The 23,266-nt window shown below is 65.2% G+C and carries 24 protein-coding genes and 1 pseudogene; 17 read left to right on the top strand and 8 right to left on the bottom strand.

Annotation, left to right across the window (positions count from 1 at the left end; translation table 11 throughout):
- Positions 1-19 precede the first annotated feature (19 nt).
- Together XF30_RS13165 and XF30_RS13160 are read left to right on the top strand one after the other, a co-directional pair.
- Positions 20-1,537 (top strand): sugar ABC transporter ATP-binding protein, encoded by a 1,518-nt coding sequence (locus tag XF30_RS13165; protein ID WP_109142952.1) that lies wholly within the window; start codon positions 20-22, stop codon positions 1,535-1,537.
- On the top strand, positions 1,534-2,559 hold the full coding sequence (locus XF30_RS13160) for an ABC transporter permease (protein ID WP_109142951.1): 1,026 nt from the start codon (positions 1,534-1,536) through the stop codon (positions 2,557-2,559). Before XF30_RS13165 ends, XF30_RS13160 begins: the two co-directional genes overlap by 4 nt.
- Before the next feature lie 4 nt (positions 2,560-2,563).
- On the opposite strand, the gene XF30_RS13155 is transcribed toward XF30_RS13160, so the two are convergent.
- Both XF30_RS13155 and XF30_RS13150 read right to left on the bottom strand, forming a co-directional pair.
- Positions 2,564-5,035 carry a TonB-dependent receptor gene (locus tag XF30_RS13155; RefSeq protein WP_192893122.1) on the bottom strand — a complete coding sequence of 824 codons (2,472 nt, stop codon included), beginning with the start codon at positions 5,033-5,035 and terminating at the stop codon, positions 2,564-2,566.
- Between the two features lie 164 nt (positions 5,036-5,199).
- Positions 5,200-6,552: a histidine kinase gene (locus tag XF30_RS13150; RefSeq protein WP_192893121.1), complete on the bottom strand. Its 1,353-nt coding sequence runs from the start codon at positions 6,550-6,552 to the stop codon at positions 5,200-5,202.
- A 201-nt stretch (positions 6,553-6,753) separates the two neighbouring features.
- Here XF30_RS13150 and XF30_RS13145 point away from each other — a divergent pair, with 201 nt between their 5' ends.
- Together XF30_RS13145 and fghA are read left to right on the top strand one after the other, a co-directional pair.
- Entirely contained in the window at positions 6,754-7,374 is a 621-nt protein-coding gene (locus tag XF30_RS13145) for a response regulator (RefSeq protein WP_036007891.1), read from the top strand.
- Between the two features lie 69 nt (positions 7,375-7,443).
- Positions 7,444-8,289, top strand: coding sequence for an S-formylglutathione hydrolase (gene fghA / locus XF30_RS13140; protein ID WP_109142948.1), 846 nt, complete (start codon positions 7,444-7,446; stop codon positions 8,287-8,289).
- 153 nt (positions 8,290-8,442) lie between these two features.
- Here the strand turns inward: fghA and XF30_RS13135 are convergent.
- Positions 8,443-9,008, bottom strand: a pseudogene (locus XF30_RS13135) (DUF3280 domain-containing protein).
- Between the two features lie 60 nt (positions 9,009-9,068).
- Between XF30_RS13135 and XF30_RS13130 the strand changes: the two are divergent.
- From XF30_RS13130 to XF30_RS13105, 6 genes are all read left to right on the top strand, one after another.
- Positions 9,069-10,250, top strand: a complete 1,182-nt coding sequence (locus XF30_RS13130; protein WP_109142947.1) for a lanthanide ABC transporter ABC transporter substrate-binding protein PedA1 — start codon at positions 9,069-9,071, stop codon at positions 10,248-10,250.
- An 8-nt stretch (positions 10,251-10,258) separates the two neighbouring features.
- Positions 10,259-11,227: a YVTN family beta-propeller repeat protein gene (locus XF30_RS13125; protein ID WP_192893405.1), complete on the top strand. Its 969-nt coding sequence runs from the start codon at positions 10,259-10,261 to the stop codon at positions 11,225-11,227.
- Entirely contained in the window at positions 11,224-12,030 is an 807-nt protein-coding gene (locus XF30_RS13120; RefSeq protein WP_109142945.1) for a lanthanide ABC transporter ATP-binding protein PedB/LutE, read from the top strand. The genes XF30_RS13125 and XF30_RS13120 overlap by 4 nt, the downstream gene beginning before the upstream one ends.
- Positions 12,027-12,875, top strand: coding sequence for a lanthanide ABC transporter permease protein PedC (locus tag XF30_RS13115; RefSeq protein ID WP_109142944.1), 849 nt, complete (start codon positions 12,027-12,029; stop codon positions 12,873-12,875). Before XF30_RS13120 ends, XF30_RS13115 begins: the two co-directional genes overlap by 4 nt.
- Positions 12,872-13,486 (top strand): BAR domain-containing protein, encoded by a 615-nt coding sequence (locus tag XF30_RS13110; protein ID WP_109142943.1) that lies wholly within the window; start codon positions 12,872-12,874, stop codon positions 13,484-13,486. Before XF30_RS13115 ends, XF30_RS13110 begins: the two co-directional genes overlap by 4 nt.
- Positions 13,487-13,622: 136 nt before the next feature.
- Entirely contained in the window at positions 13,623-13,925 is a 303-nt protein-coding gene (locus XF30_RS13105; protein WP_036007909.1) for a copper-binding protein, read from the top strand.
- A 167-nt stretch (positions 13,926-14,092) separates the two neighbouring features.
- On the opposite strand, the gene XF30_RS13100 is transcribed toward XF30_RS13105, so the two are convergent.
- Positions 14,093-14,650, bottom strand: coding sequence for a PQQ-dependent catabolism-associated CXXCW motif protein (locus XF30_RS13100; protein WP_109142942.1), 558 nt, complete (start codon positions 14,648-14,650; stop codon positions 14,093-14,095).
- Complete coding sequence (locus XF30_RS13095) at positions 14,647-15,531, bottom strand: substrate-binding domain-containing protein (RefSeq protein WP_192893120.1); 885 nt, start codon at positions 15,529-15,531, stop codon at positions 14,647-14,649. The genes XF30_RS13100 and XF30_RS13095 overlap by 4 nt, the downstream gene beginning before the upstream one ends.
- Positions 15,532-15,657: 126 nt before the next feature.
- Here XF30_RS13095 and XF30_RS13090 point away from each other — a divergent pair, with 126 nt between their 5' ends.
- Complete coding sequence (locus tag XF30_RS13090) at positions 15,658-16,581, top strand: quinoprotein relay system zinc metallohydrolase 2 (RefSeq protein WP_109142940.1); 924 nt, start codon at positions 15,658-15,660, stop codon at positions 16,579-16,581.
- 54 nt (positions 16,582-16,635) lie between these two features.
- A complete protein-coding gene (locus XF30_RS13085) occupies positions 16,636-17,454 on the top strand; it encodes a quinoprotein dehydrogenase-associated SoxYZ-like carrier (protein WP_192893119.1) in 819 nt (272 codons plus the stop codon).
- Between the two features lie 203 nt (positions 17,455-17,657).
- On the opposite strand, the gene XF30_RS13080 is transcribed toward XF30_RS13085, so the two are convergent.
- The gene (locus XF30_RS13080) at positions 17,658-18,017 is read right to left on the bottom strand and encodes a hypothetical protein (RefSeq protein WP_109142938.1); all 360 of its coding nucleotides are present in this window, start codon (positions 18,015-18,017) and stop codon (positions 17,658-17,660) included.
- A gap of 87 nt (positions 18,018-18,104) precedes the next feature.
- Here XF30_RS13080 and XF30_RS13075 point away from each other — a divergent pair, with 87 nt between their 5' ends.
- From XF30_RS13075 to XF30_RS13055, 5 genes are read left to right on the top strand one after another with little or no spacing between them, the layout of a single operon-like run.
- The gene (locus XF30_RS13075; protein ID WP_109142937.1) at positions 18,105-19,079 is read left to right on the top strand and encodes an ABC transporter substrate-binding protein; all 975 of its coding nucleotides are present in this window, start codon (positions 18,105-18,107) and stop codon (positions 19,077-19,079) included.
- A gap of 1 nt (position 19,080) precedes the next feature.
- Entirely contained in the window at positions 19,081-19,818 is a 738-nt protein-coding gene (locus XF30_RS13070; protein WP_036007920.1) for an ABC transporter permease, read from the top strand.
- Positions 19,808-20,536: an ABC transporter ATP-binding protein gene (locus XF30_RS13065; protein ID WP_109142936.1), complete on the top strand. Its 729-nt coding sequence runs from the start codon at positions 19,808-19,810 to the stop codon at positions 20,534-20,536. The genes XF30_RS13070 and XF30_RS13065 overlap by 11 nt, the downstream gene beginning before the upstream one ends.
- Positions 20,537-20,583: 47 nt before the next feature.
- Positions 20,584-21,393, top strand: coding sequence for a pentapeptide repeat-containing protein (locus XF30_RS13060; RefSeq protein ID WP_036007988.1), 810 nt, complete (start codon positions 20,584-20,586; stop codon positions 21,391-21,393).
- Positions 21,394-21,418: 25 nt separating this feature from the next.
- Complete coding sequence (locus XF30_RS13055; protein WP_109142935.1) at positions 21,419-21,766, top strand: hypothetical protein; 348 nt, start codon at positions 21,419-21,421, stop codon at positions 21,764-21,766.
- A 24-nt stretch (positions 21,767-21,790) separates the two neighbouring features.
- Here the strand turns inward: XF30_RS13055 and XF30_RS13050 are convergent, their stop codons facing one another.
- A complete protein-coding gene (locus XF30_RS13050) occupies positions 21,791-22,000 on the bottom strand; it encodes a hypothetical protein (protein ID WP_036007926.1) in 210 nt (69 codons plus the stop codon).
- A 218-nt stretch (positions 22,001-22,218) separates the two neighbouring features.
- Positions 22,219-23,088, bottom strand: coding sequence for a DUF6662 family protein (locus XF30_RS13045; protein WP_109142934.1), 870 nt, complete (start codon positions 23,086-23,088; stop codon positions 22,219-22,221).
- Between the last annotated feature and the right edge of the window lie 178 nt (positions 23,089-23,266).

The raw sequence follows: 23,266 nt of genomic DNA, 5'->3' as shown, positions 1-23,266 counted from the left end.
GCCCGCCGTGCAGCCTGCCATGCCAGAACCGTTTCTCGAACTGGTCGACATCAGCAAGAGCTATCCAGGCGTGGTCGCTCTCGACCACGTCGGTCTCCAAGTGTCGCCCGGCGAGGTCGTTGCGCTGATCGGCGAGAACGGCGCCGGCAAGTCGACGCTGATGCGCGTGCTCGGCGGGGTCGTGGAGCCCAGCGGCGGCTTTATTCGTGTCGATGGCGCCGCGCGATCTTCGCTCACCGTGGCGGATGCGATCAAGGCGGGCATCGCCTTCGTCCATCAGGAACTGAACCTGTTCGACAATCTCGATGTCGCCGGCAACGTCTTCATCGGCCGCGAGCCCGTGCACGGCGGGCCCTTGCGGCTGATCGACCGCAAACGGATGTATGCCGATGTCGCGCCGCTGCTGGAGCGGCTGGGCTGCGATTTCGCGGCCGATGCGCCGCTCGCCGACCTGTCGCTGGCGCAGCGCCAGCTGGTCGAGATCATGAAGGCGCTTTCGCTCGACGCTCGTCTCGTCATCATGGACGAGCCGACCTCGAGCCTGACGCTCGCCGAGACGGACCGCCTGATGCGCACCGTGGCCGGCCTGAAAGCCCACGGCGTCAGCATCATCTTCATCACGCATCGGCTCAACGAGGTGATGCAGTGCGCCGACCGTGCGGTCGTGCTGCGCGACGGTCGCGTGGTCGGCGCGCTGACGCGTGCGGAGCTCTCTCCGGCGGCGATGATCCGCTTGATGATCGGCCGCGACCTGAAATCGCTCTACGTTCCGCCGGCCGCGCCGCCCGGCGACAGCGTGCTGGAGATCGTCGATGCCGTCACCGACACCTATCCCGGCCGCGCCGTGAGCCTGTCGGTCCGCCGCGGCGAGATCCTCGGGCTTGCCGGCCTCGTCGGGTCCGGCCGCACCGAGCTCGCCCGCGCCGTCTTCGGCATCGATCCACTGCGTGGCGGCACGATACGACTCGATGGCGAGCCGATCCGTATCGCAAGCCCACGGGCCGCCATCGAACAAGGCATCTATCTCGTTCCGGAGGACCGCAAGGGCGCAGGCCTGCTGCTCGACGTCTCGATCGCCGAAAACATCTCGCTGCCGGATCTGGCGTCCTATATGCGCTTCTGGCTGGTAGATACGGATCGCGAGAACGAGAACGCGGTGCGTCAGCGGGAGCGCCTAAAAATCCGCGCGCCCGACGTCAAGACCGCCGTCGGCTCGCTGTCGGGAGGCAACCAGCAGAAGGTCGTGCTCGCCAAATGGCTGTCGATGCGGCCGAAGGTGCTGATTGTCGACGAGCCGACGCGTGGGGTCGACGTCGGAGCCAAGCAGGAAATCTACGGCATGCTGCGCCGCCTGACCGATGCCGGGGTGGCGATCCTGATGATCTCCAGCGACATGGAGGAGGTGATCGGGGTCAGCGACCGGCTCGCGGTGATGCATGAAGGCGCGATCTCGGGCTTCCTTGATCGCAGCCAGTTCAGTGAGCACAATGTGCTGCAGCTTGCCGTTGGCCACACAATCACGGCGGAGGGACCTTGAGCAAGAAAGACCTGAGCCTTCTCGTTCTGATTCTGGTGGTCGGGACCGTTGTCGCCCTGATCAATCCGAGATTCCTGTACGTTGGCAATCTCTCGAACACCGCCAACCAGATCGGGTTGTTCGGCATCTTCTCCATCGCCGAAGCCTTCATCATCATCATCGGCGGGATCGAGCTGTCGGTGGGTTCGGTGATCGCACTGCTGGGCGTCCTGTTCATCGACCTGATCGTCAATCACGACGTCAACTGGGTCGTAGCCCTCGCGATGATCGTCGCGGCCGGGCTCGTGATCGGCCTCATTCATGGCACGCTGGTGACCAGGATGCGGATCCAGGCTTTCGTGGTCACGCTGTGCGGCCTTCTGATCTATCGCGGCGCGGCGCGCTATTACACCGAGGACGCGACGGCGGGCTTCGGCTTCGGCGCGAGCTTTCCGATGCTGGAATGGCTGGCCGCCGGCCGCACAAACGTGCTCGGATTCCCGCTGCCGCACAGCGTGGTGGCGCTCGCCGTGGTGGCCGTGATCGCCTGGGTGGTGCTTCACCGCTCGGTGTTCGGCCGCTATCTTCTTGCCGTCGGCAAGAACGAGGAAGCGGCACGCTACTCCGGCATTCGCACCAACCGCGTGATCATCTCGGCCTATGTCATCTGTGGCGGGCTGACTGCGTTTTCGGCGATCCTGATCGCGATGTACACCCGTTCGATTTCGCCGGCGGTGCACGGCTCGTTCTACGAGCTCTACGCCATCGCCGCCGCCGTGCTCGGCGGCTGCTCCTTGCGCGGCGGCGAAGGCTCGATCATCGGCGTCGTGCTCGGCACCGTGCTGCTCCAGGTGCTGCAGAATCTCGTCAACCTGCTGGGCATTCCGAGCTCGCTCAATTTCGCGGTGATGGGAACGGTGATCCTGGTCGGCGTGCTCGGCGATCAATATCTGGTGCAGCGACGCCACCGCGCGAGTGCGGCCAAAGGCCGGGAGCAGGCGAGCGTCGCTGCGGCTCCGCTCGAGCGCGTGAAGGTGGAGTGAAAATCTAGAACGTCACCCGCAACCCCGCGTAAAACGCGCGCGGCCTTGCCGGGCTCAGCGAGCGCGGGTCGGTGAAATCCGCGCCGCCATTGGTGAAGTTGGGCAAGGCGTCGCGGTCGAAGAACTGGCCGTAGGTCACGTAACGCTTGTCGAAGATGTTGTCGACGCGGCCGTAGAGCTGGACGTTCTTCGCGACCTGATAGGAGGTATGGAGATTGAACACCGTGTAGGACGGCAGCTTCGCGAACTGGTTCGACTCGTCGCCGACCAGATACTGGCTGGAGACGAACAGCGCATTGCCGCCGACCTTCCAGACGTCGGTCACGGCATAGTCGACGCCGACCTTGACGCGGTGGCGCGGGATTGCGGGGATCTGGTTGCCGGGCCTGACCTGGATGGTCTCGGAGGTGTCGTCGGCAAACGGGCTTTCCGAGCCGAGCTCGAGCGAATCAAGGAAGCGCGCATCGACGAAGGCGTAGCTCGCCTGGAACTGCAGCGTGGGCGACTTGATGTTGACTTCGGCTTCGAGCCCCTGCCGCCGGGTGCGGCCTACGTTCGAAAAATAGCCGAAACCAGTCCGGCCAACGACCGGCACCGCCATGATGTCGTCGTGGTTGGTGGCGCGAAAGCCGCCGATCTTCCATCCGAGGGTGCCGATGTTCAACTCCTTGGTGCCCCGGAAACCGGCCTCCACGGTCTTGGAGACGACCTGCTTGAGCGGCGGATCGGAGACCAGAAACGCCGCGATCAGACAGGGACGGGCCGGATCGGAGCAGCCGAGCTCGAGCGGCGTCGGGACGCGGTTGGCCTCGGAGTAGCCGGCATAGGCGGTCAATTCCGGCGTGATCCTGTAGGTGCCGCCGATGATCGGATTGAAACGCGTGAAGGTGTGATCGCCGTTGAGCGCAGTCCCAAGCTGATCTTCCAACGTGATCCGCGCCGCATTGAAGCGGCCGCCCCCCGTGATGGCGAAGGCATCCGTGACGTTGAACGTATCCATCGCGTAGAGGCCGTTATACTGATTGACGGTCCGCAGCGAGACCGGGCCGGCGACGGGGTCCGCCACAGGAGTCGCTCCCAGGAAAACGCCGCTGCCGCTGACGACGTAGTTCTCTCCCATCGAGCCGATTTCGGAGGAGGCGTTGTAGCGCGTGACGCTGGCGTCATAGGTTGCGCCCACCACGAAGCGGTTGTCATGACCAAACAACTGGTCGGTGTTGGTGGCCTGCCCCGACACGCCGAACGTGGTCGAACGGATCGAGCCGCGGTCGATCGCGCCGAGGATCGTGCCCGGCGCAAATGGGTTGGCAAGCTGCACGCCGCCCGCGCCGTAGGCGGGTGAGGTGTCGTCGCCAAAGCAGAGCAGCGCCGGATCTGCAGCGCACTCCTCCACGTCGGTCGGGTTGCCGTCGACCACCTTTTGCTCGTACCTGCGCACACGCGCGGTGCCTTCGAGCGTCCAGGTCGGCGTCGCGTCGACCTTGCCGGTCAGGTTGAGATAGCCGACGCGATTGGAGGTGGTCTGCGGCGTGGTGTAGGTCGCGCCCCAATATCTGTCGAGCAGCTCGGCCGGGACGGTGGCGCTGGCGCCGAAATCGTTCTTGGCCACGCCCATATTGGCGTGGAATTCGCTGTCGCCGGCCCTGTAGCCGACATCGCCGTAGAAGCGCCGCACGGTCGATTGGGAAAAATTGCGGAAGCCGTTGTCGCGCAGTCCTTCGAGCGCACCGTAGACGGCGAAGTTCTGGTCGACCTGCTTGCCCCATTGCGCCGAGCCCTGGATGCGGCCGAACGATCCGCCCATAAGGTCGAGCTCGGCGCCCTGATAGGTGAAGCCGTCCTTCATTTGCAAGTTGATCGCGCCGCCGAGTGCATTGAGGCCGAAGGCCGGATTGTTGGTCACCAGCGTCACCGACCTGATCGCGGCCGTCGGAATCAGGTCCCAATTGACGGCGTCCGAGAAGGCCTCGTTGATGCGGACGCCGTTCTGGTACACCGCAAGGCCTTGCGGCGTGCCCGTCACGGGCGAAGCGACGAAGCCGCGGAATTCGACATCCGGCTGGAACGGATTGCCGGTGACTTCGCTGATGTTGATGCCGGCGATGTTGTCGCGCAGCGCGTCCGTGACGTTCAGCGAACCGGTGCGCCTGATCTGGTTGGCATCGACGGCATTGATCGCCGACGGAACCTTGTCGACATCGAGACCCCGGCCGGTGCCCGGCGAGGTCGGATAGACGTAAAGGCGTGTCCTCGGCGCGGCCGATCCCGGCGCCCCCACGCGCGCAACAGGTCGCGACGGCGCCGCGCGCCGCGCTGCCGAAGGTGGTGCGGTCACCTCGACCGGCGGCAGGTTCTGGACGTTGGTCTCCTCGTCCGGCGCGGCCCCGGCAGGGGTCGCATAGACCAAGCCCGATACCAGCCCGGTCGACACCGAAGCCATCAACAAAGCACGCTTCAACGAAACAACCTTGCCCATCCCCGCCTTCCCATCCGTGACCACCGACTGTTTTGATGTTCCGCCGATTGGTCGGGACGAGTTTATTCGGCCGCAATGGGGACGCCAGCCACAAAAGGTCGGACCCTATCCACACCCATTTTCCCGACCAAATCGGGAATTTTTCCCGATCACTTTGGATGCGATCAGGTTGCCGCTGTCGGCACCAGCGCTTCCACGGTCACACCGCCCTCACCCGAGACCACATTGAGCGTGCCGCCGAGCGCCAGGATCCGCTCGCGCATGCCGACGAGGCCGAAGCCGAGCTTCTGGCCTGGCTCCATGCCGCGGCCGTCGTCGCTGACCCGCACCCGGGCGCAGAAGCGGCCGCCGGCCTGCTCGACCGGCTCGATGACGACACTGACCGAGGTCGCGCCGGCGTGGCGGAACACATTGGTGAGCGCCTCCTGCACGATGCGATAGATGGTGAGATCGGCGGTCTCGCCGGTGGGGCCCAGCGCCGGCGAGATCGAGGTCTCGATCGCAACGTCGGGATGCGACTCCCGCCACAGCCGCGACAGGGATTCGAGCGCCTGGCGCAGGCCGAGCTCGGCGAGGCCCACGGGCCGAAGACGCTCCAGCACGCGGCGATTGAACTGCTGGAGTGCATTGATCTGCTCCAGCATGGCGCTGCCATGTTTGCGCACCGCATCGGCACTCGGCTCGCGTCCGTCCGCCTGCTTCGCCAGCGCGCTCGCATGCGCGCGCAGCGAGAACAGATAGGGCCCGAACTCGTCGTGCAATTCGCGCGCGATCTCCTTGCGCTCGATGTCCTGCAGCGACACCGCGCGCTCGGCAAGGCGACGCTTGTCCTCGACCGCTTCACCAAGCGTCGCGGCAAGATGGTTGAGCCTGGTGCAGATCGCCGCGAGCTCCGGCGCGCCGCCCGGCGCGACACGGGCCTCGTAATGTCCGCTTTCGAGCTTCCCCATGGCGTCCGCCAGCGACTGCAACGGTGCCAGGGCACGGCCGACCACCTTCATCATCAGGAAGAACAGCGCAAGCGCGATCACCGAGCCGACCTCGAGCTGGGTCACGATGCCGTCCCAGATCTCGGCGATCTCGTCGTCGGGATGCGAGGTGATCACGAGCGAGCCGGGTTTGCCGCGAATCGAGACCGGCACGCTGACCGCGGTCTGCTCGGGATGGACAAGGCTGACGAACCAGGCCGGCGGGGCACGCGTGTCGACATCGGAGCCAAGCCGGCGGGGCGTCAGCGGGTTCCCACCGGAATCGTGCAGCGCGATGCTGACATGGCGCAGGCGGCTGAGATCGCGGGCGATCTGGTTCAGCCTGGCATCAGGATCGGGTGCCTCGTTGAGATCGGCAACGATCATCTCGATGAATTCGCGCGCGAGGCGGATCACGCTCTGGTCCTCGGCCTGCACGCGCGGGCCCGCCTCGGCGATCTGGCGGCCGATATTGACCGCGAGCCCCAGCGCCAGCAGCAGCGCCAGCAAGAGATTGATGCGCCCGCGCAAGGAAAGATTCTGCCACATTGGTCTCGCTCGTGCCTCGCGAAGGGTTGGCGCCTGTCCGACGACGTTGACAGAGGCGAACCGCCCGATATCTAATCGGAAGCGTACAGCAATCCCAGCCGGGTTGCATGAGCCGACACGAGACGCGCGTCTTGTCTGGTCAGTCTCATGCGGCGCAGAACAGGCAAGCTCCAAGGGAACGGGCTGTCGCGGGGAACGCCTATGCGCATTCTGATCGTCGACGATCATCCCATCGTCGCCTCCGGCTGCCGTGCCGTGCTGGCCGACGAAGGCGAGATCGAAATCTTGGAAGCCGCCGACGCCGAGGACGGCGAGTGCGTCTTCATCGTCGAACGTCCCGACCTCTGCATCATCGACATAAATTTGCCAACCGTCTCCGGCTTCGAGCTCGCGCGCCGCATCCTAGAGCGCGCGCCCGAGGCGCGCATCATCATGTTCAGCATGAATGACGACCCCGCTTTCGCTGCGCGCGCGATCGAGTGCGGCGCCAAGGGCTACGTCTCCAAGACCGGCGACCCCGACGACCTCGTCGAGGCGATCCGCGCCGTCGGAAGCGGCGGCACCTATCTTCCGACCGCGATCGCGCGCAGCATCGCCTTCGCCGGGCCGACGCTGGCACAAAACCCGCTGTCGAAGCTGAACGCGCGCGAGATGGAGATTCTGCGGCTGCTCAGCGCCGGCAAGAGCCTGTCCGAGATCGCGTGGCTGGTGCAATCGTCCTACAAGACGGTGGCCAATACCTCGTCCATCATGCGCCAGAAGCTCGGGGTGAAGACCTCGGTGGAGCTGGTGCGGCTGGCGATCGACAGCGGTGTCGCCTGACCACGCCACGAATTCGGTCACACAAGCGTTGCAATCTTGGTGTGGTGAGATGCCACGGAGCTCTTAGGCATGACGATTCAGACTGTCTCGACCAACAAATCCCATGGCGGCGTGCAGGGCGTCTATCGCCATGCCAGCCAGGTGACCGGAACCGACATGGTGTTCTCGGTCTATATCCCGCCGCATGGGGACGGCGCCAAGCTGCCCGTGGTCTGGTATCTCTCCGGCCTCACCTGCACGCATGCCAACGTCACCGAGAAAGGCGAATTCCGCAAGGCCTGTGCCGAGCTCGGCCTGATCTTCGTCGCGCCCGACACCTCACCGCGCGGGCCCGATGTGCCGGGCGATGCCAACAACGCCTATGATTTTGGCCTCGGGGCCGGCTTCTATGTGGACGCCACGCAAGAGCCGTTCGCGCGCAATTATCGCATGTGGAGCTACGTCACGGACGAGCTGCCGAAGCTGGTTGCGGAGAGCTTTCCGGTCGATGCCAAGCGGCAATCGGTGATGGGCCACTCGATGGGCGGCCATGGCGCGCTGACGGTGGCGCTGCGCAACCCGCACCGCTTTCGCGCAGCCAGCGCCTTTGCCCCAATCGTGGCGCCCTCACTCGTGCCCTGGGGCATCAAGGCGCTGACCGGCTATCTCGGACCGAACAAGGAGGCCTGGCGCAATCACGACACGGTGGCGCTGATCGAGGACGGCGCCAAGTTCTCCGGCTTCCTGGTCGACGTCGGCGAGGCCGACAATTTCCTGAAGGAGCAGCTGAGGCCGGAGCTGCTCGAGGCCGCCTGCGCCAAGGCGGGCATCCCGCTGACGCTGCGGCGCCAGGCGGGCTACGACCACAGCTATTATTTCATCTCGACCTTCATGAGCGATCATCTGCACTGGCATGCGGAGAGATTGAAGGGGTGATGTCTTTCTCCTTCTCCCCTTGCGGGAGAAGGTGGCGCGAAGCGCCGGATGAGGGGTTCTCTCCGCTCGCACGACCATTCGTGGGGATGGCTCACCCGTCTCGCCGCTACGCGGCGAGCCACCCTCTCCCACAAGGGGAGAGGGAAAACCCCTTCACGGCTTCCCGTAGTTCGGCGCCAGCAGGCGGTTGCGGATGAGATAGCTCATCGTGCGCGACCAGGATTCATCCGTGTTGCCGCGCATGTCGGCGCTGGCGACCGCGACCATGTTGCCGGTCTTCACGTCGCGCAGATAGATGTTGAGATTGATGATCAGGTTGGAGACCTTCTGCACGAGGCCGGTGATCTCCAGATCGGCGCCGAGCTGCCCGGCGAGCTTGAGGTCGCAGCCGCCGCAGGCCTGCAGGTTCGCGCGACGGGCGGCCTCCCGTACCGGCGCGATGTCGAGCACCTGGAACTTGCCCGACTCTGCCAGCTCCTTGCGCAGCTGCTCGCTGACATGAGCCGCGCCTCTTCCGGCTTGGAGCCGTAGAACTCGCCCGGCAGGCTGGTGTCGACCAACTCGAAATCGAACACCGCGAGCTTCGGTGGATCGGCGAGCGCGCCCGCCCCCATCCACAGCAATGCTGCGGTTGCCAACAATGCTCGCATGATCGTGATGCCCGGCTTCGCGCGCGCGGGGACGAAATGCGGGGTTGCACGGCCTGACAAATTGGTCATGCTTGAAGCAGAGACAATTCTTCACCGGCGGTCAAGCCGGGGAGATCGTCTGGAGGAAACATGATCCGATGGTTGGCCGGCCTGATCGGCTTTGGTCTTGCCGCGACGAGCGCGCTTGCGGCCGATCCCGTCACGATCGGCGTCGGCTATCTCGCAATCGCCGGCACCCGATCAACGCTGTCGCTGGCCGAGCAGCCTGCCGAGAACGACGGCCTCGCCGGCGCGCGCCTTGCCATCGAGGACAACAACACCACCGGGAAATTCACCGGCCAGCGCTTCACGCTGGAGGAGCGCCGCATCAGGGAAGACGAGGACGTGGCGCAGGCTGCGACCGCGCTCGCCGAGAAGAACGGCTTCATCATCGCCGACCTGCCCGCCGATGCGCTGTTGAAGGTCGCGGACGCCTTGCGCGACCGCGGCACGCTGCTGTTCAACGCCGGCGCGATCGACGAGCGGCTGCGCGAGACCGATTGCCGCGCCAACGTCATCCACACCGCGCCGACGCGTGCGATGCTCGCCGACGCGCTCGGCCAATATCTGGTGTGGAAGAAGTGGTCGCGCTGGCTGCTGGTGGTCGGCTCGCACGACGAGGACAAGCTGTTCGCGGATGCTATCAGGCGCACCGCGGCGCGGTTCGGCGCCAAGATCGTGCAGGAGCGAACCTTCGAGGACAAGGGCGGGGCGCGGCGCACCGATAGCGGCGTAGCGCAGATCCAGCGTCAGATCCCCGTCTTCACGCAGCAGGCACCGGCCTATGACGTGCTGGTCGCCGCCGACGAGAGCGAGGTGTTCGGCGCCTATCTGCCCTATCGCACCTGGGATCCGCGCCCGGTCGCCGGCTCCGCCGGCCTCGTGCCGCGCAGCTGGGACGCATCGCAGGATCAGTGGGGCGCGATCCAGATGCAGAACCGCTTCATCAAGCTGAATTTGCGCCGGATGACCGCGCGCGACATGCAGGCCTGGACGGCGGTGCGCATGATCGGCGAAGCCACCTCGCGCACCAATTCCGGCGAGGTCAGGAAGGTCACCGATTTCATCAAGGGCCCGGATTTCTCGGTCGCCGCCTTCAAGGGCACGCGGCTGACCTTGCGCGACTGGAACCTGCAGCTGCGCCAGCCGATCCTCCTGGTCGACGGCCGCATGGTGGTGTCGGTGTCGCCGCAGGAAGGATTCCTGCACCAGGTCTCCGAGCTCGACACGCTCGGCTACGATCGCCCGGAGAGCAAATGCAAGCTGAAATGAGGATGCAGATGTCGCGGATGTGGCGTGTTGGACTTCTCTCCGCATTGGCGCTGGCGGCAGCCCCAGCGCATGCGTTCATCGCCTATGTCTCGAACGAGAAGAGCAATACGGTCTCGGTGATCGATACCGACAGCTGGACCGTGACCAAGACCATCAAGGTCGGCCAGCGTCCGCGCGGCATCGACCTTACCCGCGACGGCAAGTTCGTGATGGTCGCGGTCGGCGACGACGACACCATCCAGGTGATCGACGCCAAGACGCAAACCGTGGTGGACAGCCTGCCCTCCGGTCCCGACCCCGAGCTGTTCGCGCAGGATGCCGCCGGCAAGACCCTCTATGTCGCCAACGAGAACGACAACACGGTGACGGTGATCGACCTCGAGAAGCGCGCCCGGCTCGGCGACATCCAGGTCGGCGTCGAGCCAGAGGGCATGACCATCAGTCCGGACGGCAAGACGCTGATCAACACCTCGGAAACCACCAACATGGCGCATTTCATCGACACCGCCACGCGCCAGATCGTCGCCAACGTGCTGGTGGACGCGCGGCCGCGCTTTGCCGAGTACAAGCACGATTCTTCGGAAGTCTGGGTGTCCTCGGAGATCGGCGGCACCGTCTCGATCATCGACCCCAAAAAGCACGAGGTGATCGGCAAGGTCACGTTCGAGATCCCGGGCCTGCGCAAAGAGGCGATCCAGCCGGTCGGCATCGGCATGACCAGGGACGACAAGACCGCTTTCGTCGCGCTCGGCCCCGCCAACCGCATCGCGGTGGTCGACGTCGCCTCGCGCAAGGTGACGAAATATCTCCTGGTCGGGCAGCGGGTCTGGCACGTGGCGTTCACGCCGGACGAGAAATATTTGCTCACCACCAACGGTGTGTCGAACGACGTCTCCGTCATCGACGTCGCCGCGCAGAAGGTGATCAAGACCATTCAGGTCGGCGAGCTGCCCTGGGGCGTCGCGATCGCGCCATGACCAGCCCCGCCCCGATCGCCGAAGCCCAGGAGACGCCGAGACCCGAAGAGGCCGCGGTGCCGGCATTGTCGATCGACGGTGTCAGCCATGCCTATGGTCCGCGGCGCGCATTGACGAACGTGTCTTTCAATGTGCAGCCCGCGAGCTTCACGGCGCTGCTGGGACTCAACGGCGCCGGCAAGAGCACGCTGTTCTCGCTGATCACGCGGCTGTTCGGCATCCAGTCCGGCCGCGTCGGCATTTTCGGGCACGACGTCAGCAAGACCCCCGGCGAGGCGCTGCGGCTGCTCGGGGTCGTATTCCAGCCGCGCACGCTCGATCTCGACCTGTCGCTGACGCAGAACCTGCTCTACCACGCCGCCCTGCACGGCATTGGCCGCCGCGAGGCCTCGGCGCGCAGCGCCGAGCTGCTCGGCCGGATCGGCCTTGCCGATCGCGCTGCAAGCAAGGTGCGCGACCTCTCGGGCGGACAGATGCGGCGGCTGGAGATCGCCCGGGCGCTGCTGCACCGGCCGCGCCTCTTGCTGCTCGACGAGCCGACCGTCGGCCTCGACGTCAAGGCGCGCGCCGACATCATCAGCCACGTGCGGCAGCTCGTGACCGAGCAAGGCATCGGCGTGCTCTGGGCCACGCACCTGTTCGACGAGATCATGCCCGATGACGATCTCGTGGTGCTGCACCAGGGCAAGGTGCTGGCGCAGGGACCGATGAACCGCGTCGTCGCGGAAGCCGGCGCGCAGGACGTCAACACCGCCTTCATGCGCCTGACCGGCGCGCAAACCATGCCTGGAGGCGGCGCATGAGCAGCATCACGACGCGCGAGGCGCCGCGCGGCTTCTCGTTCGCCGAGTACATGACCTGCCTCAGCGGCATCGTCTGGCGCGAGGGCCTGCGCTTCCTGCATCAGCGCGAGCGCTTCGCCTCGGCGCTGGTGCGGCCTCTGGTGTGGCTGTTCATCTTTGCCGCCGGCTTCCGCCAGGTGCTCGGCATCTCCATCATCCCGCCCTACGAGACCTACATCCTCTACGAGGTCTATATCGCGCCGGGACTGATGGCGATGATCCAGCTCTTCAACGGCATGCAGTCCTCGCTCTCGATGGTCTATGACCGCGAGATGGGAAACATGCGCACGCTCCTGGTGAGCCCGCTGCCGCGGGGGTTCCTGTTGTTCTGCAAGCTGCTCGCGGGCACCGCGGTATCGCTGCTCCAGGTCTATGCGTTCCTGCTGATCGCCTGGCTCTGGGACATCACCCCGCCGCCCCAGGGCTATCTCACCGTGCTGCCGGCGCTGATCCTGTCGGGGCTGATGCTGGGCTCGCTCGGCATGCTGATCTCGTCGGGCATCAAACAGCTGGAGAACTTCGCCGGTGTCATGAACTTCGTGATCTTCCCGATGTTCTTCGCCTCCTCCGCGCTCTACCCGCTCTGGCGCGTGCAGGAGGGCAACCCCTATCTCTATTATCTGTGCGAGGCCAATCCGTTCACCCATGCGGTCGAGCTGATCCGTTTCGCGCTGTATGGCCAGATCAACTGGATCTCGCTGGCGGTGGTCGCGGTTTGCACAATCGTCTTCATGATCGGTGCGATCCTGGCCTATGATCCCTCGCGCGGGCTGGCGCGACGCGGGCCTGCGGGAGGCGAAGGATGATTGTTCGGGTTCTGGTCACCTCTGTACTGGTGCTCGCTGTCGCGAGCACGACGGCGCACGCCGCCGATCCGCGCTATCCGGACTGGCCGTGCACCCAGGCGAAGGTGCCCGAGATCTCGCTGGCGGCCGTGTGGGGCGGTCCGCCGCTCGACGACCTCCAGAACAGATGGAAGGACGACGCCAGGATCAGCGCGCTCGTTGCGAAACTGGCGGCGCGCAAGACGCCGCTGGATGAGGCGGAAAAGCTGGTGAAGGAGTTTCTCGCGGGTTCCGCTGCCGACAAGACCGCGAACGCAAAGCTGCTGTTCGCCGGCCTGTTCGACACGCTCAACGCCCAGCGCTCCCAGGTCATGAACGGACTCGAGCGCGTCAGCCGCAAGCAGCGCGATGCCGCCGACAAGATCCGCGAGGAGGCAATTCAGCTCCAGGCCCTGCAAGGGGCCACACCGCGTGACGAGGCCAAGGTCCAGGCGCTCAGCAACGAGCTGATCTGGAAGACCCGGATCTTCGAGGACCGTAACAAGGTGGTGCGCTTCGTCTGCGAGGTTCCAACCTCGCTCGACCAGCGCCTGTTCGCGCTCGGACGCGTCATCCAGCAGGAAATGGAATAGCGTCAGTTACGCTGACCGCTCACGAAAAGTTCCCGCAATCGCCCCGGCAACGTTAACCTTTCGCCGCGCTATGTGCCGGAACCAAATCGATTTATGATGGCTTGTCGACGTGAACTCAAGACGTCGGGAGGCCTCGATGGGAACCACAAGAATCATGTTTGCGGGCGCTGCGGTCCTCAGCATGCTCGCAACCAGCGCCTTTGCTGACGACATGACCGGGATGATCACGCGGATCGATCGGCTCAACGGCACGATTTCGATCCAGCAGACCCAGAAGGGCACGGTCGGCGCCAGCACAGGCAGCGCCGGCGCGCTCCAGGAGTACAAGGCCAAGGATGCGGCGATGCTGGATGCCGTCCATGCCGGCGACAGGGTGAGCTATTCTGCGACCGAGACCAACGGTACGGGCACGTTGACGAAGTTGCAGAAGCAGAAGTAGTAGGTTGGATCTTCACCTCTCCCCGCTTGCGGGGAGAGGTCGGATCGCTCTTGCGATCCGGGTGAGGGGGCACAGGTCTCTCGACCATCTCATGCGCGGAGAGAGGCCCCTCACCCCAACCCTCTCCCCGTAAGAACGGGGCGAGGGAGCGCACCTGCGCTTGATCACTATTGCTCCGGCCGCGGCTCCGGCTGCGCCTCTTCCGTCGGCAGCTTCGCGCCCTCCCAGCCGTCGGTGCCGTCAGGATACCAGGCGATGTTGGCATAGCCGTAAGCGAGCGCACGCTTCGCCGCGTTCCAGGACATCCAGCAATCGGCGAGGCAATAGATCACCAGCAGCGCGGCCTTGTCGCCGCGTGAGGCGCGCGCGAGGCCACGCTGAAGATAATCGTCCATGGCGGGCGGCAAGTTGCCGTAGCCGGTGTCCGGCAGCCAGAAGCTGCCCGGAATGTTCCTGCGCGGCGCGTCACGCCACACCGTGCTCACAGGAAGGTTCTTTGGTTTCGGCGCGCGCGGCATCACGTCAACGAAGGTGCCGCTGTTCGCACGCCAGATCGCCTCCGCCTCGCCGGTCGTGAGCACGCGCGCGCCAGCGAGCGTCGCCGGCACCGGCGCGCGATAATTGTCGGTACGATATCCCTCGGGCTCGAACGGCTCCTGCTGCTGCGCCGACGCCGGGGCCACGAGCAAGGCAACGACGAACGCAGCGGCAAGCGGCCGGCTCATGGCGCCTTCTTGGCCGTCTCCGCGCCGAGCGGCCGGTTGTTCTCGTCCAGCAGCGGCACGCCGAAATCGAGCAGGATCTTGTTGATCTCGCCCTGGTTCTCCTGGATCACCCGGTTGAGCTGCCGCTTCCAGTTCTGGTCGGCGGGTCGCACGCCCATGCCGATGCGATAAACCAGCTTGGACCCGGTGGTCTCCTTGACCAGCGGCATGACGTGCAGCGAGGGGCCGGCTTTCTTCGCATAATAGCCGGCCATCGGTCCCCAGAGCACGCCGGCGTCGATCTTGCCGGCAGCGAGGTCGTCGATCATCGCCTGCGCGGAATTGTCGAAGCGCGTGTCGATCATCAGCTGATAGGGCTTTGCATCGCCCATCAGGCCTGCCAACGCCATATTGGTCGCCGGCGGCGTGCCGGCGACGATGCCGATATGCTTACCTTTCAGGCGTGCGTCCTCCAGCGTGTCGACGTCCTCGAGCCCGCTACCGGTCTTGGCAACCAGTGCATAGGTCGTGCGGTAATAGGGATTGGTGCCCTGCACGAGGTCGTCGCCCTGCGGGTAGCCCATGATGACGTCGCAGCGATGCGCACCCAACGTCATGCGCACGAAGCCGGCGGCCTGCGGGAAGAACACGTAGTCCAGCTTCTTCTGCAGCTTGTCCGCCAGAAACTCGGCGAGCTTGTTCTCGAAGCCCTCGCCCTTCTCGTTCGAGAACGGCAGGTTGCGCGGGTCGGCGCAGACGCGCAGCACCTTCGGGTCGACCAGCTCGAATGAGAGATCTCCGGTCTCGTTGGTCTGCGCGATGGCGAGATCGCCATAGGCACATGATGCGATCACGATCCAGAGTGAAAACCACCAGCGACGATGTCGTCCGGCCTGCGTCATCGCGCTTCCTCCTCGTTTTGTTTGAATGTTATCCATGCAACGCATGACGCGCCACGTGTGCCAACTTTTGCCGGCTTTGCTTTGTTGCAGTGCAATGAGGCCAATCCTTTGAACTGAGGCGGAAAAGTGTCTCGCATCGCTCTCGTGATCGCAGCCTTGTCCCTGGTAACAGCTACGCTAGCACGCGCCGGGGCGGGCGAATTGCCTGTGAGCGAAGTCGCGCCGGGAATCTTCGTACACTCCGGGGCCATCGCGCTGATGAGCCGCGAGAATGAAGGCGGCATCGCCAATATCGGCTTCATCATCGGAGGTGACGCGGTGGCCGTGATCGACACTGGCGGCAGCCTGCGCGAAGGCGAGGCGCTGCTGGCGGCGGTACGAGCGCGCACGCAAAAGCCGATCCACTATGTCATCAACACCCATGGCCATCCCGACCATGTCTTCGGCAATGCTGCCTTCATGGCAGAGGGAACCAGCTTCGTCGGCCACAGCAAGCTGCCGCAGGCGCTGGCGAGCCGCGGGCCCTTCTATCTCGACAATTTCAGGCGCCTCATGGGCCCCGAGCTGATCGATCCCGTGAAGATCGTACCGCCGACCCTGCTCGTAACGGACACGCTCACGCTCGATCTGGGCTCGCGCCGCTTGACCTTGCGCGCTTGGCCGGCCGGGCACAGCGACAACGATCTGACCGTGTTCGACGAGAGCACCAAAACCCTGCTTGCCGGCGATCTCGTCTTTCTCGGCCACATTCCGGTGATGGACGGCAGCATTCGCGGCTGGCTCGCCACGCTGAAAGAGTTGGAGACGATTCCGGCGCTGCGCGTTGTTCCCGGTCACGGTCCTGTGAGCGACTGGCCAGCGGCGCTGAGCGATCAACGACGTTACCTGTCAACGCTGCTGTCCGACGTCCGCGCCCTGAACAAGAGGGGCGCGCCGATCCGCGCCGCTGCGGACAAGGCGGCCGCGGACGAGCGGCCGCACTGGCAGTTGTTCGAGGACTACAATGCCCGCAACGCAACTGCAGCATTTTCGGAAATTGAATGGGAGTAGCGGGCACGCTACGCTGGCAGGAGATCAGCGTCGCCTAAACCCACGAGCATGACCATGATGGGATGCACACGCCGCCTGCCCCTGATCGCCCTACTCCTCGGCATCGCCTTCGCCGCGCCGACGCAGGCGGACGAGGCCTCCGATCCCTGGCCGGGCCTGGTGCAGGACATCTTCAGCAACCGGCCGATGAACGACGGCGCCGAGGTCATCGGCATCGAGATGCCCTATCGCGCCGAGGATGCCGCCATCGTGCCGGTGACGCTGCGCAGCAAGCTGTCGCCCGGCGACAGCAGACGCATCCGTTCGATCACGCTGGTGATCGACCGCAATCCCGCGCCGATGGCCGCGAAGTTCGAGCTCGGGCCGGAGGCCAATGTCACGGAAATCTCGACCCGTGTGCGCGTCAACAATTACACCGACGTGCACGCGGTCGCCGAGCTCAGCGACGGCCAGCTCTACGTCTCGAAAGTCTATGTGAAGGCCTCTGGCGGCTGCTCGGCGCCGGCTGCAAAGAACGTGGAGGAAGCCAAGAACCGGCTCGGCCAGATGCGCTACCGGCAATTCGCCCGTGAAGAGGGTCCGGCAAGCCGGTTGCGCGAAGCGCAGATCATGATCGGCCATCCCAACAATTCCGGCCTGCAGATGGACCAGGTCACGCAGCTCTATATCCCCGCCTTCTTCATCAACCAGCTCAGATTGACGCAGGACGATAGCCCCGTGCTGTCGATGGAAGGCGGCATCTCGATCTCGGAAGATCCCAACCTGCGCTTCACCTATGTCTCCAACGGCGCCAAGCGCTTTCGTGCGGAGGCCCGGGATACGGACGGGCATGTGTTCCGCAATGAATGGGAGGTGGAGAAGCCGGGGACTTAGTTTCGTCAGACTTGCGCTGAAGCCCCCTCTCCCCTTGCGGGAGAGGGTGGATCGCCGCGTAGCGGCGAGACGGGTGAGGGGTATGTTTCCGCGCCCACCTGCCTCTCATGCTGGAACATGCCGATAGAACCCCTCATCCGGCGCTTCGCGCCACCTTCTCCCACAAGGGGAGAAGGAAGATCGCACCGTCTGTGCCGCGATAGCTAAAAACACCTCACCTCGGCTTCCGCCTGCGCGCGCCTTAAGTCATTCACCGCCGAGTTGGCCTGCTCCGAGGTGCGAAACTGCACGCCGAGATCGCCGCGCACTTGCGACATGCTGAGCGCGGTCTCGGCGGTAACATAGCGCTCGTAGGGTATGATCGAGGCGACCACGTCGATGGAGCAGGAACATTGCTCGATCGCGGAGCGCGTCTCGCCGTTGGCCTTCATGCAGCCATAGACGTATTCCGCGCGCGCCGCGGTGGGATAATCATTGGCCTCTTCGGCCCGTGCCACGCATACGCTGGCAGCGAGCGCCGTCAATGCGGCGACAATCGGTCGTAGCCGTCCGGCCAGATCCATGCGCGTCCTCCCGCTGGTTGCGACCAAGGCTATGCTATGCGTATTGTGCTGAAAAGCACTCTGTCAGAGGAAACGGCTCACAAGGTGATGACAGTTTTGGCGCGAATTTGGGCGCTCGCAACGGTGCTGGCGCTAGCCGCACCTGCCGGCGCTGCGGACACAATCCGCCTTGCGGTGCAGAAGACCGGAACATTCTCGTGGGAGCTGGCCGCGATCCGAAGCGCCGGCCTCGACAAGGAGGCCGGCCTGGCGCTGGAGGTCACCGAGCTCGCGAGCACCGAGGCCGGCAAGATCGCGATGCGCGCCGGCAGCGCCGACATCATCCTGTCGGACTGGCTGTGGGTGTCGCGCGAGCGCACGCTCGGTGCGAAGCTCACCTTCTATCCCTATTCCAGCGCGCTCGGCGCCGTGATGGTGCCGGCCTCATCGCCGATCAAGACGCTCGCCGACCTCAAGGGCCGCAAGCTCGCGGTCGCCGGCGGGGCGATCGACAAGAGCTGGCTGCTGCTGCAGGCGCGGATGAAGCAGGACGGCATCGACCTCAAGTCGGAAGCAACCATCGTCTACGGTGCCCCGCCGCTGATCGCCGCCAAGGCGCTGGACGGCGAGATGGATGCGAGCCTCAACTTCTGGAATTTCTGCGCCCAGCTCGAGGCCAAGGGTTTCAGGCGCCTGACCGGCATCGAGGACATCTTGCCGAAGCTGGGTGCCAAAGGCGCGGTCGCCGCGGTCGGCTATGTCTTCGATGAGAGCTGGGCCGCGAGCCATAAGGAGGCCGTCGCGCGCTTCATCGCGATGACCCGCAAGGCCAAGGAGTTGCTGGCGACCTCGGATGCGGCCTGGGACAAGGTCGCGCCGCTCACCGGCACGACGGATCCTGCCCTGCTCAGGACCTACCGCGAGCGCTACCGCGACGGCATTCCGCGCCGGAGCATCGATGACGAGGAAAAGGACGCGCGCGTGCTCTACCGCGTGCTGGCCGAGATCGGCGGCCGCGACCTCGTCGGCCCCGCAGCCGAGCTCGATCCCGGCACCTTCTATCACGCAGTCCCCGGAGACTGAGGTGCTGCGCCTGCTGTCGTTCGCCCTGTTCCTCGCGATCTGGTGGATTGCCGCGCTCGCGGTCGGCGGCGCAAAGCTGCCCTCCCCGCCGGCGGTGCTTCAGGTGATGATCGCGGAAGCATCAAGCGGCGCGCTATTCCTGCATCTCGGCGCCACGCTGGCGCGCGTCGCGCTCGCCTTCACACTCGCGATGTCGCTCGGCAGTGCCATCGGCTATTTGATGGGCCGGGTGAAGCTCGCCGACCGGCTCGGTGATCCCTGGCTGATCCTGCTGCTCAACCTGCCCGCATTGGTCGTGATCGTGCTGGCCTATATCTGGGCTGGCCTCACCGAGGCCGCCGCGATCGCAGCGATCGCCATCAACAAGCTGCCGACCGCCATCGTCACCTTGCGCGAGGGCACGCGCGCGCTCGACCGTTCGCTCGACGAGATGGCGAGCGTGTTCGCAATGCCGCGCTGGCGCGCCTTCCGCCACGTCGTGCTGCCGCAACTGGCGCCCTATATCGCGGCCTCGGCCCGCTCCGGCCTGTCGCTGGTGTGGAAGATCGTGCTCGTCGCCGAGCTGCTGGGGCGGCCGAACGGCGTCGGCTTCGAGATCGGCGTCGCCTTCCAGCTGTTCGACACGCCGCGGCTGCTGGCCTATTCCCTCACCTTCGCCGCCGTCGTGCTCGTCATAGAAACCTTGCTGGTGCAGCCGTTCGAAGCCCGCGCAAACAGGTGGCGGCCCCGTGCGGCTTGAGGTCGATATCACGGGCAAGACTTTCAGGAGTGCCGCGGGCGGAACGCACGAGGTGCTGGCGCCCGTCACGTTCGCGCTGCAATCCGGCGAGGTCGGCGTGCTGATCGGCCCCTCGGGCTGCGGCAAGAGCACGATGCTGCGTATCATCCTGGGACTGGACCACGACTTTGCGGGCCACGTCGCGCGACCGCCGGAGGCACGGATCGGCATGGTGTTCCAGGAGCCGCGCCTGCTGCCGTGGCGCTCGGTCGAGCAGAATGTGCGGCTGGCTGCGCCCGATGTCGCTGATGCCAAGCTCGCCGAGCTCTTCAGGATTTTGGAGCTGGAAGCGCATCGCGACCACTATCCCGGTGAGCTCTCGCTGGGTTTGGCCCGGCGCGTGGCGCTCGCCCGCGCCTTTGCCGTCGAGCCGGATATTCTGGTGCTCGACGAACCGCTGGCATCGCTCGATGACGCTCTCGCCGGACGCCTGCGCGATGAGATTGCAACGCTCGTCGCGAGCCGGCCGGTGATGACGCTTTTGGTGACACACAGCCTGGACGATGCCGTGCGCCTGGGCGACCGGCTGTTCTTCCTATCGCCGCGACCAGCGCGGATCGTGGCCGAGGTGCCTATCGGCATCCCGCGCGACACACGCGGCGAAGCCGAAATTGCGGCGATAAAGGCCGGCCTCGCGCAACGAACTCAAGGCGACCGCACTGAGCGAGATGCCTCATAGCCGGTCGCCTGGCGGACGTGCTAGATTAGCGGGCGGCGGAGCTGATGATGACACGAACAGTCGCCTTCGCAACGCTTGGTCTTGCAGCGCTTAGCCTCGCACTCGTTGCGGTGACGGCGGGCGCGCAGGACATGATGCGTGGCGTCGACCTCACCTCCCCCGCGATGGTCTCGGCTGAAATGACGAGGCCGGAGGTCGAGGCCATGTTGGCCAAAGCGAGCCCAAAGCAGCCTGCCGATTTCACCGGCAAACGCCTGTCGGGTCTCGATCTCTCGGGGCTGGACCTGTCCAACACGGTTCTCCGCGCCGCGCGGCTCAACAAGACAATACTTCGAGACGCCCGGCTGGACGGTGCGATCCTCGATCAGGCGTGGCTGCTGGATGCGGATCTTACCGGCGCAAGCCTGAAGGGCGCCAATCTATTCGCCTCGCAAATGGCCCGCGCGCGTCTCGACGGTGCGAACCTGTCAGGAGCGCGCATCGCTGCCGACCTCACCGGCGCAAGCCTGGTCGGCGCCTCGATCGCGGACGCGAATCTCGGCGCCGATATGCGCAACCAGTCGATGGGACTGATGCGCGCGGTGCTGAGATCCGCCAAGCTGGAACGGCTGAACGCGCGCAACGCCGATTTGTCGCGCGTCGACCTCGAATTCGCAGTCCTCAGGGGCGCCGATCTGAGCGGCGCATCACTGAAAAACGCCCAACTCGGCGGAGCCGATCTGACCGGCGCCATCGTCATCGACGCCGATTTCGACGGCGCCGATCTCGTCTCGGCGAAGCTGATCGCACCAAACGGCCTTGACCGCGCCAAGAATTTCGACAAGGCAAAGAACCGCGAGCGCCTGATCAGGGAATGACGGCGCCCTTTGGGAGGACTGGCTGATGCGTGGGGTTCTTGCTTTGACCGCGTTGTTGACGCTTGCCGGCGAAGCCGCCGCGCAGACCAAGGGCAAGGGCATAAGGCTCTGGAATCTCACGACGGAGACCATCTCCGGCTTCCAGCTCGCACCCGCCGGCAAGACCGACTGGGGTCCGAACCAGTGCCTGAATGACAAGGACAAGGAGGTCGACCACGACGAGCGGTTGCGCATCACCGGCGTCGAGCCCGGCCGCTACGACGCCAGGGTCAGCTACCCCAATGCACGGCAGTGCATCGTCCGCGATATCGAGATCAAGGCGGATGCAGTGTTCTCGATTGCGGACAAGGATCTGAAGGACTGCACCAAGTAGCGCAGCGGCTCTCCGTTGGAGCTGCTATGCCTTGTCGTTCGGGTGTGGATATTCGCAGCGCCACTTCACCGCGTGCCACTTCGGATGCTCACCGACCCATTGCGCGATATAGGGCGGCGCGGCCATCGCGCATTGCCGCGGCGACCCGGAATAGTGGAACACCAGATGCCGCTCCTCGCAGGTCGCAGGCGAGAGCACCGCGCACACAGTCACCACCAGGTCAATCGGGTTCATGCCGGGATCCTCTCGCAAGGGGGCGATGGAGAGATTAGCACATGAAGCTACGCGCGAAGGAGGGGGAAGTTTCATAGCGCCGAAGCCTCGTCATGGCCGGGCTCGGCCATCCACGCCTTGCCTCGTGGAACAAAGAACGTGGATGCCCGGGCCGTCGCCTCGCCGAAGCGGCTTAGGCCGCGTAGCCGGGAGAAGCCCGAGCATGACGACCTTCCGTGTTAGAAGTTCACGCCGAACACCAATCGCGCCTGATGCCGCTCGAAATTGACGAGGTCGAGATTGCCGCCTGAGCCGGCCGGGCGCCCCCAGGCCTGCATGCTCCAGCTTGCGGTGAGCCGGGAACGCTCGGAGAGCTGGAAATAGGCGGTGGGGCCGACAAACAGGGCCTGGCCTGAGAACTCGCTAAGGCCGATGCCCTCATATTGCCGGAAGTAGCGCATCTCGCCGCCAAGCAGCACATTGGGCCGCACGCGAACCAGGCCGGCAAACGCGGCCCCGATCGTCGAGCTCTTCTCGGATGCCCCTCCAATCTCGAAGCGCGCCCATTCCGGCTGGTAGATCAGGTTGAGGGCGCCGATGGCGAAGTTCGGAATGAGTTCGCGGTCGAAGGCGAGCGTAAATTCGGTGCCGTACATCCGCCCTTTCGCGCCGCTGGTCTCGTCGATGCGGTCGCCGTGGAGCTCGGCCGCAATGGTGAGGCCGAATGGTGCGCGCTCACGGTCGAGCAGGCGATAGCGCAGGTCGAGCGAGATGCCCTGGAAGTTGAACTGGCGGCGGTCGTCGATGTCAGGGACGCCGGTAATGTGGTGCAAGCTGGCGGTGCCGCCGACTTCGACACGAAAATTCGGCAGCGGCACCACCTCGATCTCGACCTCATGTTCAAGGGCGCGATAAGCGCCCCCGCCTTTGCCGAAGCGCCCCGTCGTCTGGGTCTGGAATTCGCGCTCGCCGACATTGCCGATATCGGTGCCGATCATGAAGCCGAAGATGTGCTCGGTATCAAAACCTGCCTCGGCGCTGCTGCGCGCCGGCGCCAGCACGATCGCGCACACGATCACCGTCCAGAACTTGCAGGCTCTGCCGCCCATCCCGTGCCCCAAAGGCGCGCGCCGCTGTGATCCGGCAGCAGCGCTGACCGGGCGTCAGCGTAACACACTGCCGCAGAGCACGGTCGAAATTTTGCGGGGAAAGAATTGAAGCCCCTCCACGTGCGGCTTTCGCGCGATCCGCAAAGCATGGAGCACGGCGAGGCGCAGATCCGACACT

It is taken from the genome of Bradyrhizobium sp. SUTN9-2 (genome assembly GCF_003122645.1).
GTDB lineage: Bacteria > Pseudomonadota > Alphaproteobacteria > Rhizobiales > Xanthobacteraceae > Bradyrhizobium > Bradyrhizobium yuanmingense.
This window is presented reverse-complemented; position numbering and strand designations above follow the sequence as displayed.

What these genes read in the sequence shown, in the direction of transcription:
- XF30_RS13165 (WP_109142952.1), top strand. Translation starts at nt 20, where the DNA reads ATGCCAGAACCGTTTCTCGAACTGGTCGACATCAGCAAGAGCTATCCA.
- XF30_RS13155 (WP_192893122.1), bottom strand. Translation starts at nt 5,035, where the DNA reads ATGGGCAAGGTTGTTTCGTTGAAGCGTGCTTTGTTGATGGCTTCGGTG.
- XF30_RS13150 (WP_192893121.1), bottom strand. Translation starts at nt 6,552, where the DNA reads ATGTGGCAGAATCTTTCCTTGCGCGGGCGCATCAATCTCTTGCTGGCG.
- XF30_RS13145 (WP_036007891.1), top strand. Translation starts at nt 6,754, where the DNA reads ATGCGCATTCTGATCGTCGACGATCATCCCATCGTCGCCTCCGGCTGC.
- fghA (WP_109142948.1), top strand. Translation starts at nt 7,444, where the DNA reads ATGACGATTCAGACTGTCTCGACCAACAAATCCCATGGCGGCGTGCAG.
- XF30_RS13130 (WP_109142947.1), top strand. Translation starts at nt 9,069, where the DNA reads ATGATCCGATGGTTGGCCGGCCTGATCGGCTTTGGTCTTGCCGCGACG.
- XF30_RS13125 (WP_192893405.1), top strand. Translation starts at nt 10,259, where the DNA reads ATGTCGCGGATGTGGCGTGTTGGACTTCTCTCCGCATTGGCGCTGGCG.
- XF30_RS13120 (WP_109142945.1), top strand. Translation starts at nt 11,224, where the DNA reads ATGACCAGCCCCGCCCCGATCGCCGAAGCCCAGGAGACGCCGAGACCC.
- XF30_RS13115 (WP_109142944.1), top strand. Translation starts at nt 12,027, where the DNA reads ATGAGCAGCATCACGACGCGCGAGGCGCCGCGCGGCTTCTCGTTCGCC.
- XF30_RS13110 (WP_109142943.1), top strand. Translation starts at nt 12,872, where the DNA reads ATGATTGTTCGGGTTCTGGTCACCTCTGTACTGGTGCTCGCTGTCGCG.
- XF30_RS13105 (WP_036007909.1), top strand. Translation starts at nt 13,623, where the DNA reads ATGGGAACCACAAGAATCATGTTTGCGGGCGCTGCGGTCCTCAGCATG.
- XF30_RS13100 (WP_109142942.1), bottom strand. Translation starts at nt 14,650, where the DNA reads ATGAGCCGGCCGCTTGCCGCTGCGTTCGTCGTTGCCTTGCTCGTGGCC.
- XF30_RS13095 (WP_192893120.1), bottom strand. Translation starts at nt 15,531, where the DNA reads ATGACGCAGGCCGGACGACATCGTCGCTGGTGGTTTTCACTCTGGATC.
- XF30_RS13085 (WP_192893119.1), top strand. Translation starts at nt 16,636, where the DNA reads ATGATGGGATGCACACGCCGCCTGCCCCTGATCGCCCTACTCCTCGGC.
- XF30_RS13080 (WP_109142938.1), bottom strand. Translation starts at nt 18,017, where the DNA reads ATGGATCTGGCCGGACGGCTACGACCGATTGTCGCCGCATTGACGGCG.
- XF30_RS13075 (WP_109142937.1), top strand. Translation starts at nt 18,105, where the DNA reads ATGACAGTTTTGGCGCGAATTTGGGCGCTCGCAACGGTGCTGGCGCTA.
- XF30_RS13060 (WP_036007988.1), top strand. Translation starts at nt 20,584, where the DNA reads ATGACACGAACAGTCGCCTTCGCAACGCTTGGTCTTGCAGCGCTTAGC.
- XF30_RS13055 (WP_109142935.1), top strand. Translation starts at nt 21,419, where the DNA reads ATGCGTGGGGTTCTTGCTTTGACCGCGTTGTTGACGCTTGCCGGCGAA.
- XF30_RS13050 (WP_036007926.1), bottom strand. Translation starts at nt 22,000, where the DNA reads ATGAACCCGATTGACCTGGTGGTGACTGTGTGCGCGGTGCTCTCGCCT.
- XF30_RS13045 (WP_109142934.1), bottom strand. Translation starts at nt 23,088, where the DNA reads ATGGGCGGCAGAGCCTGCAAGTTCTGGACGGTGATCGTGTGCGCGATC.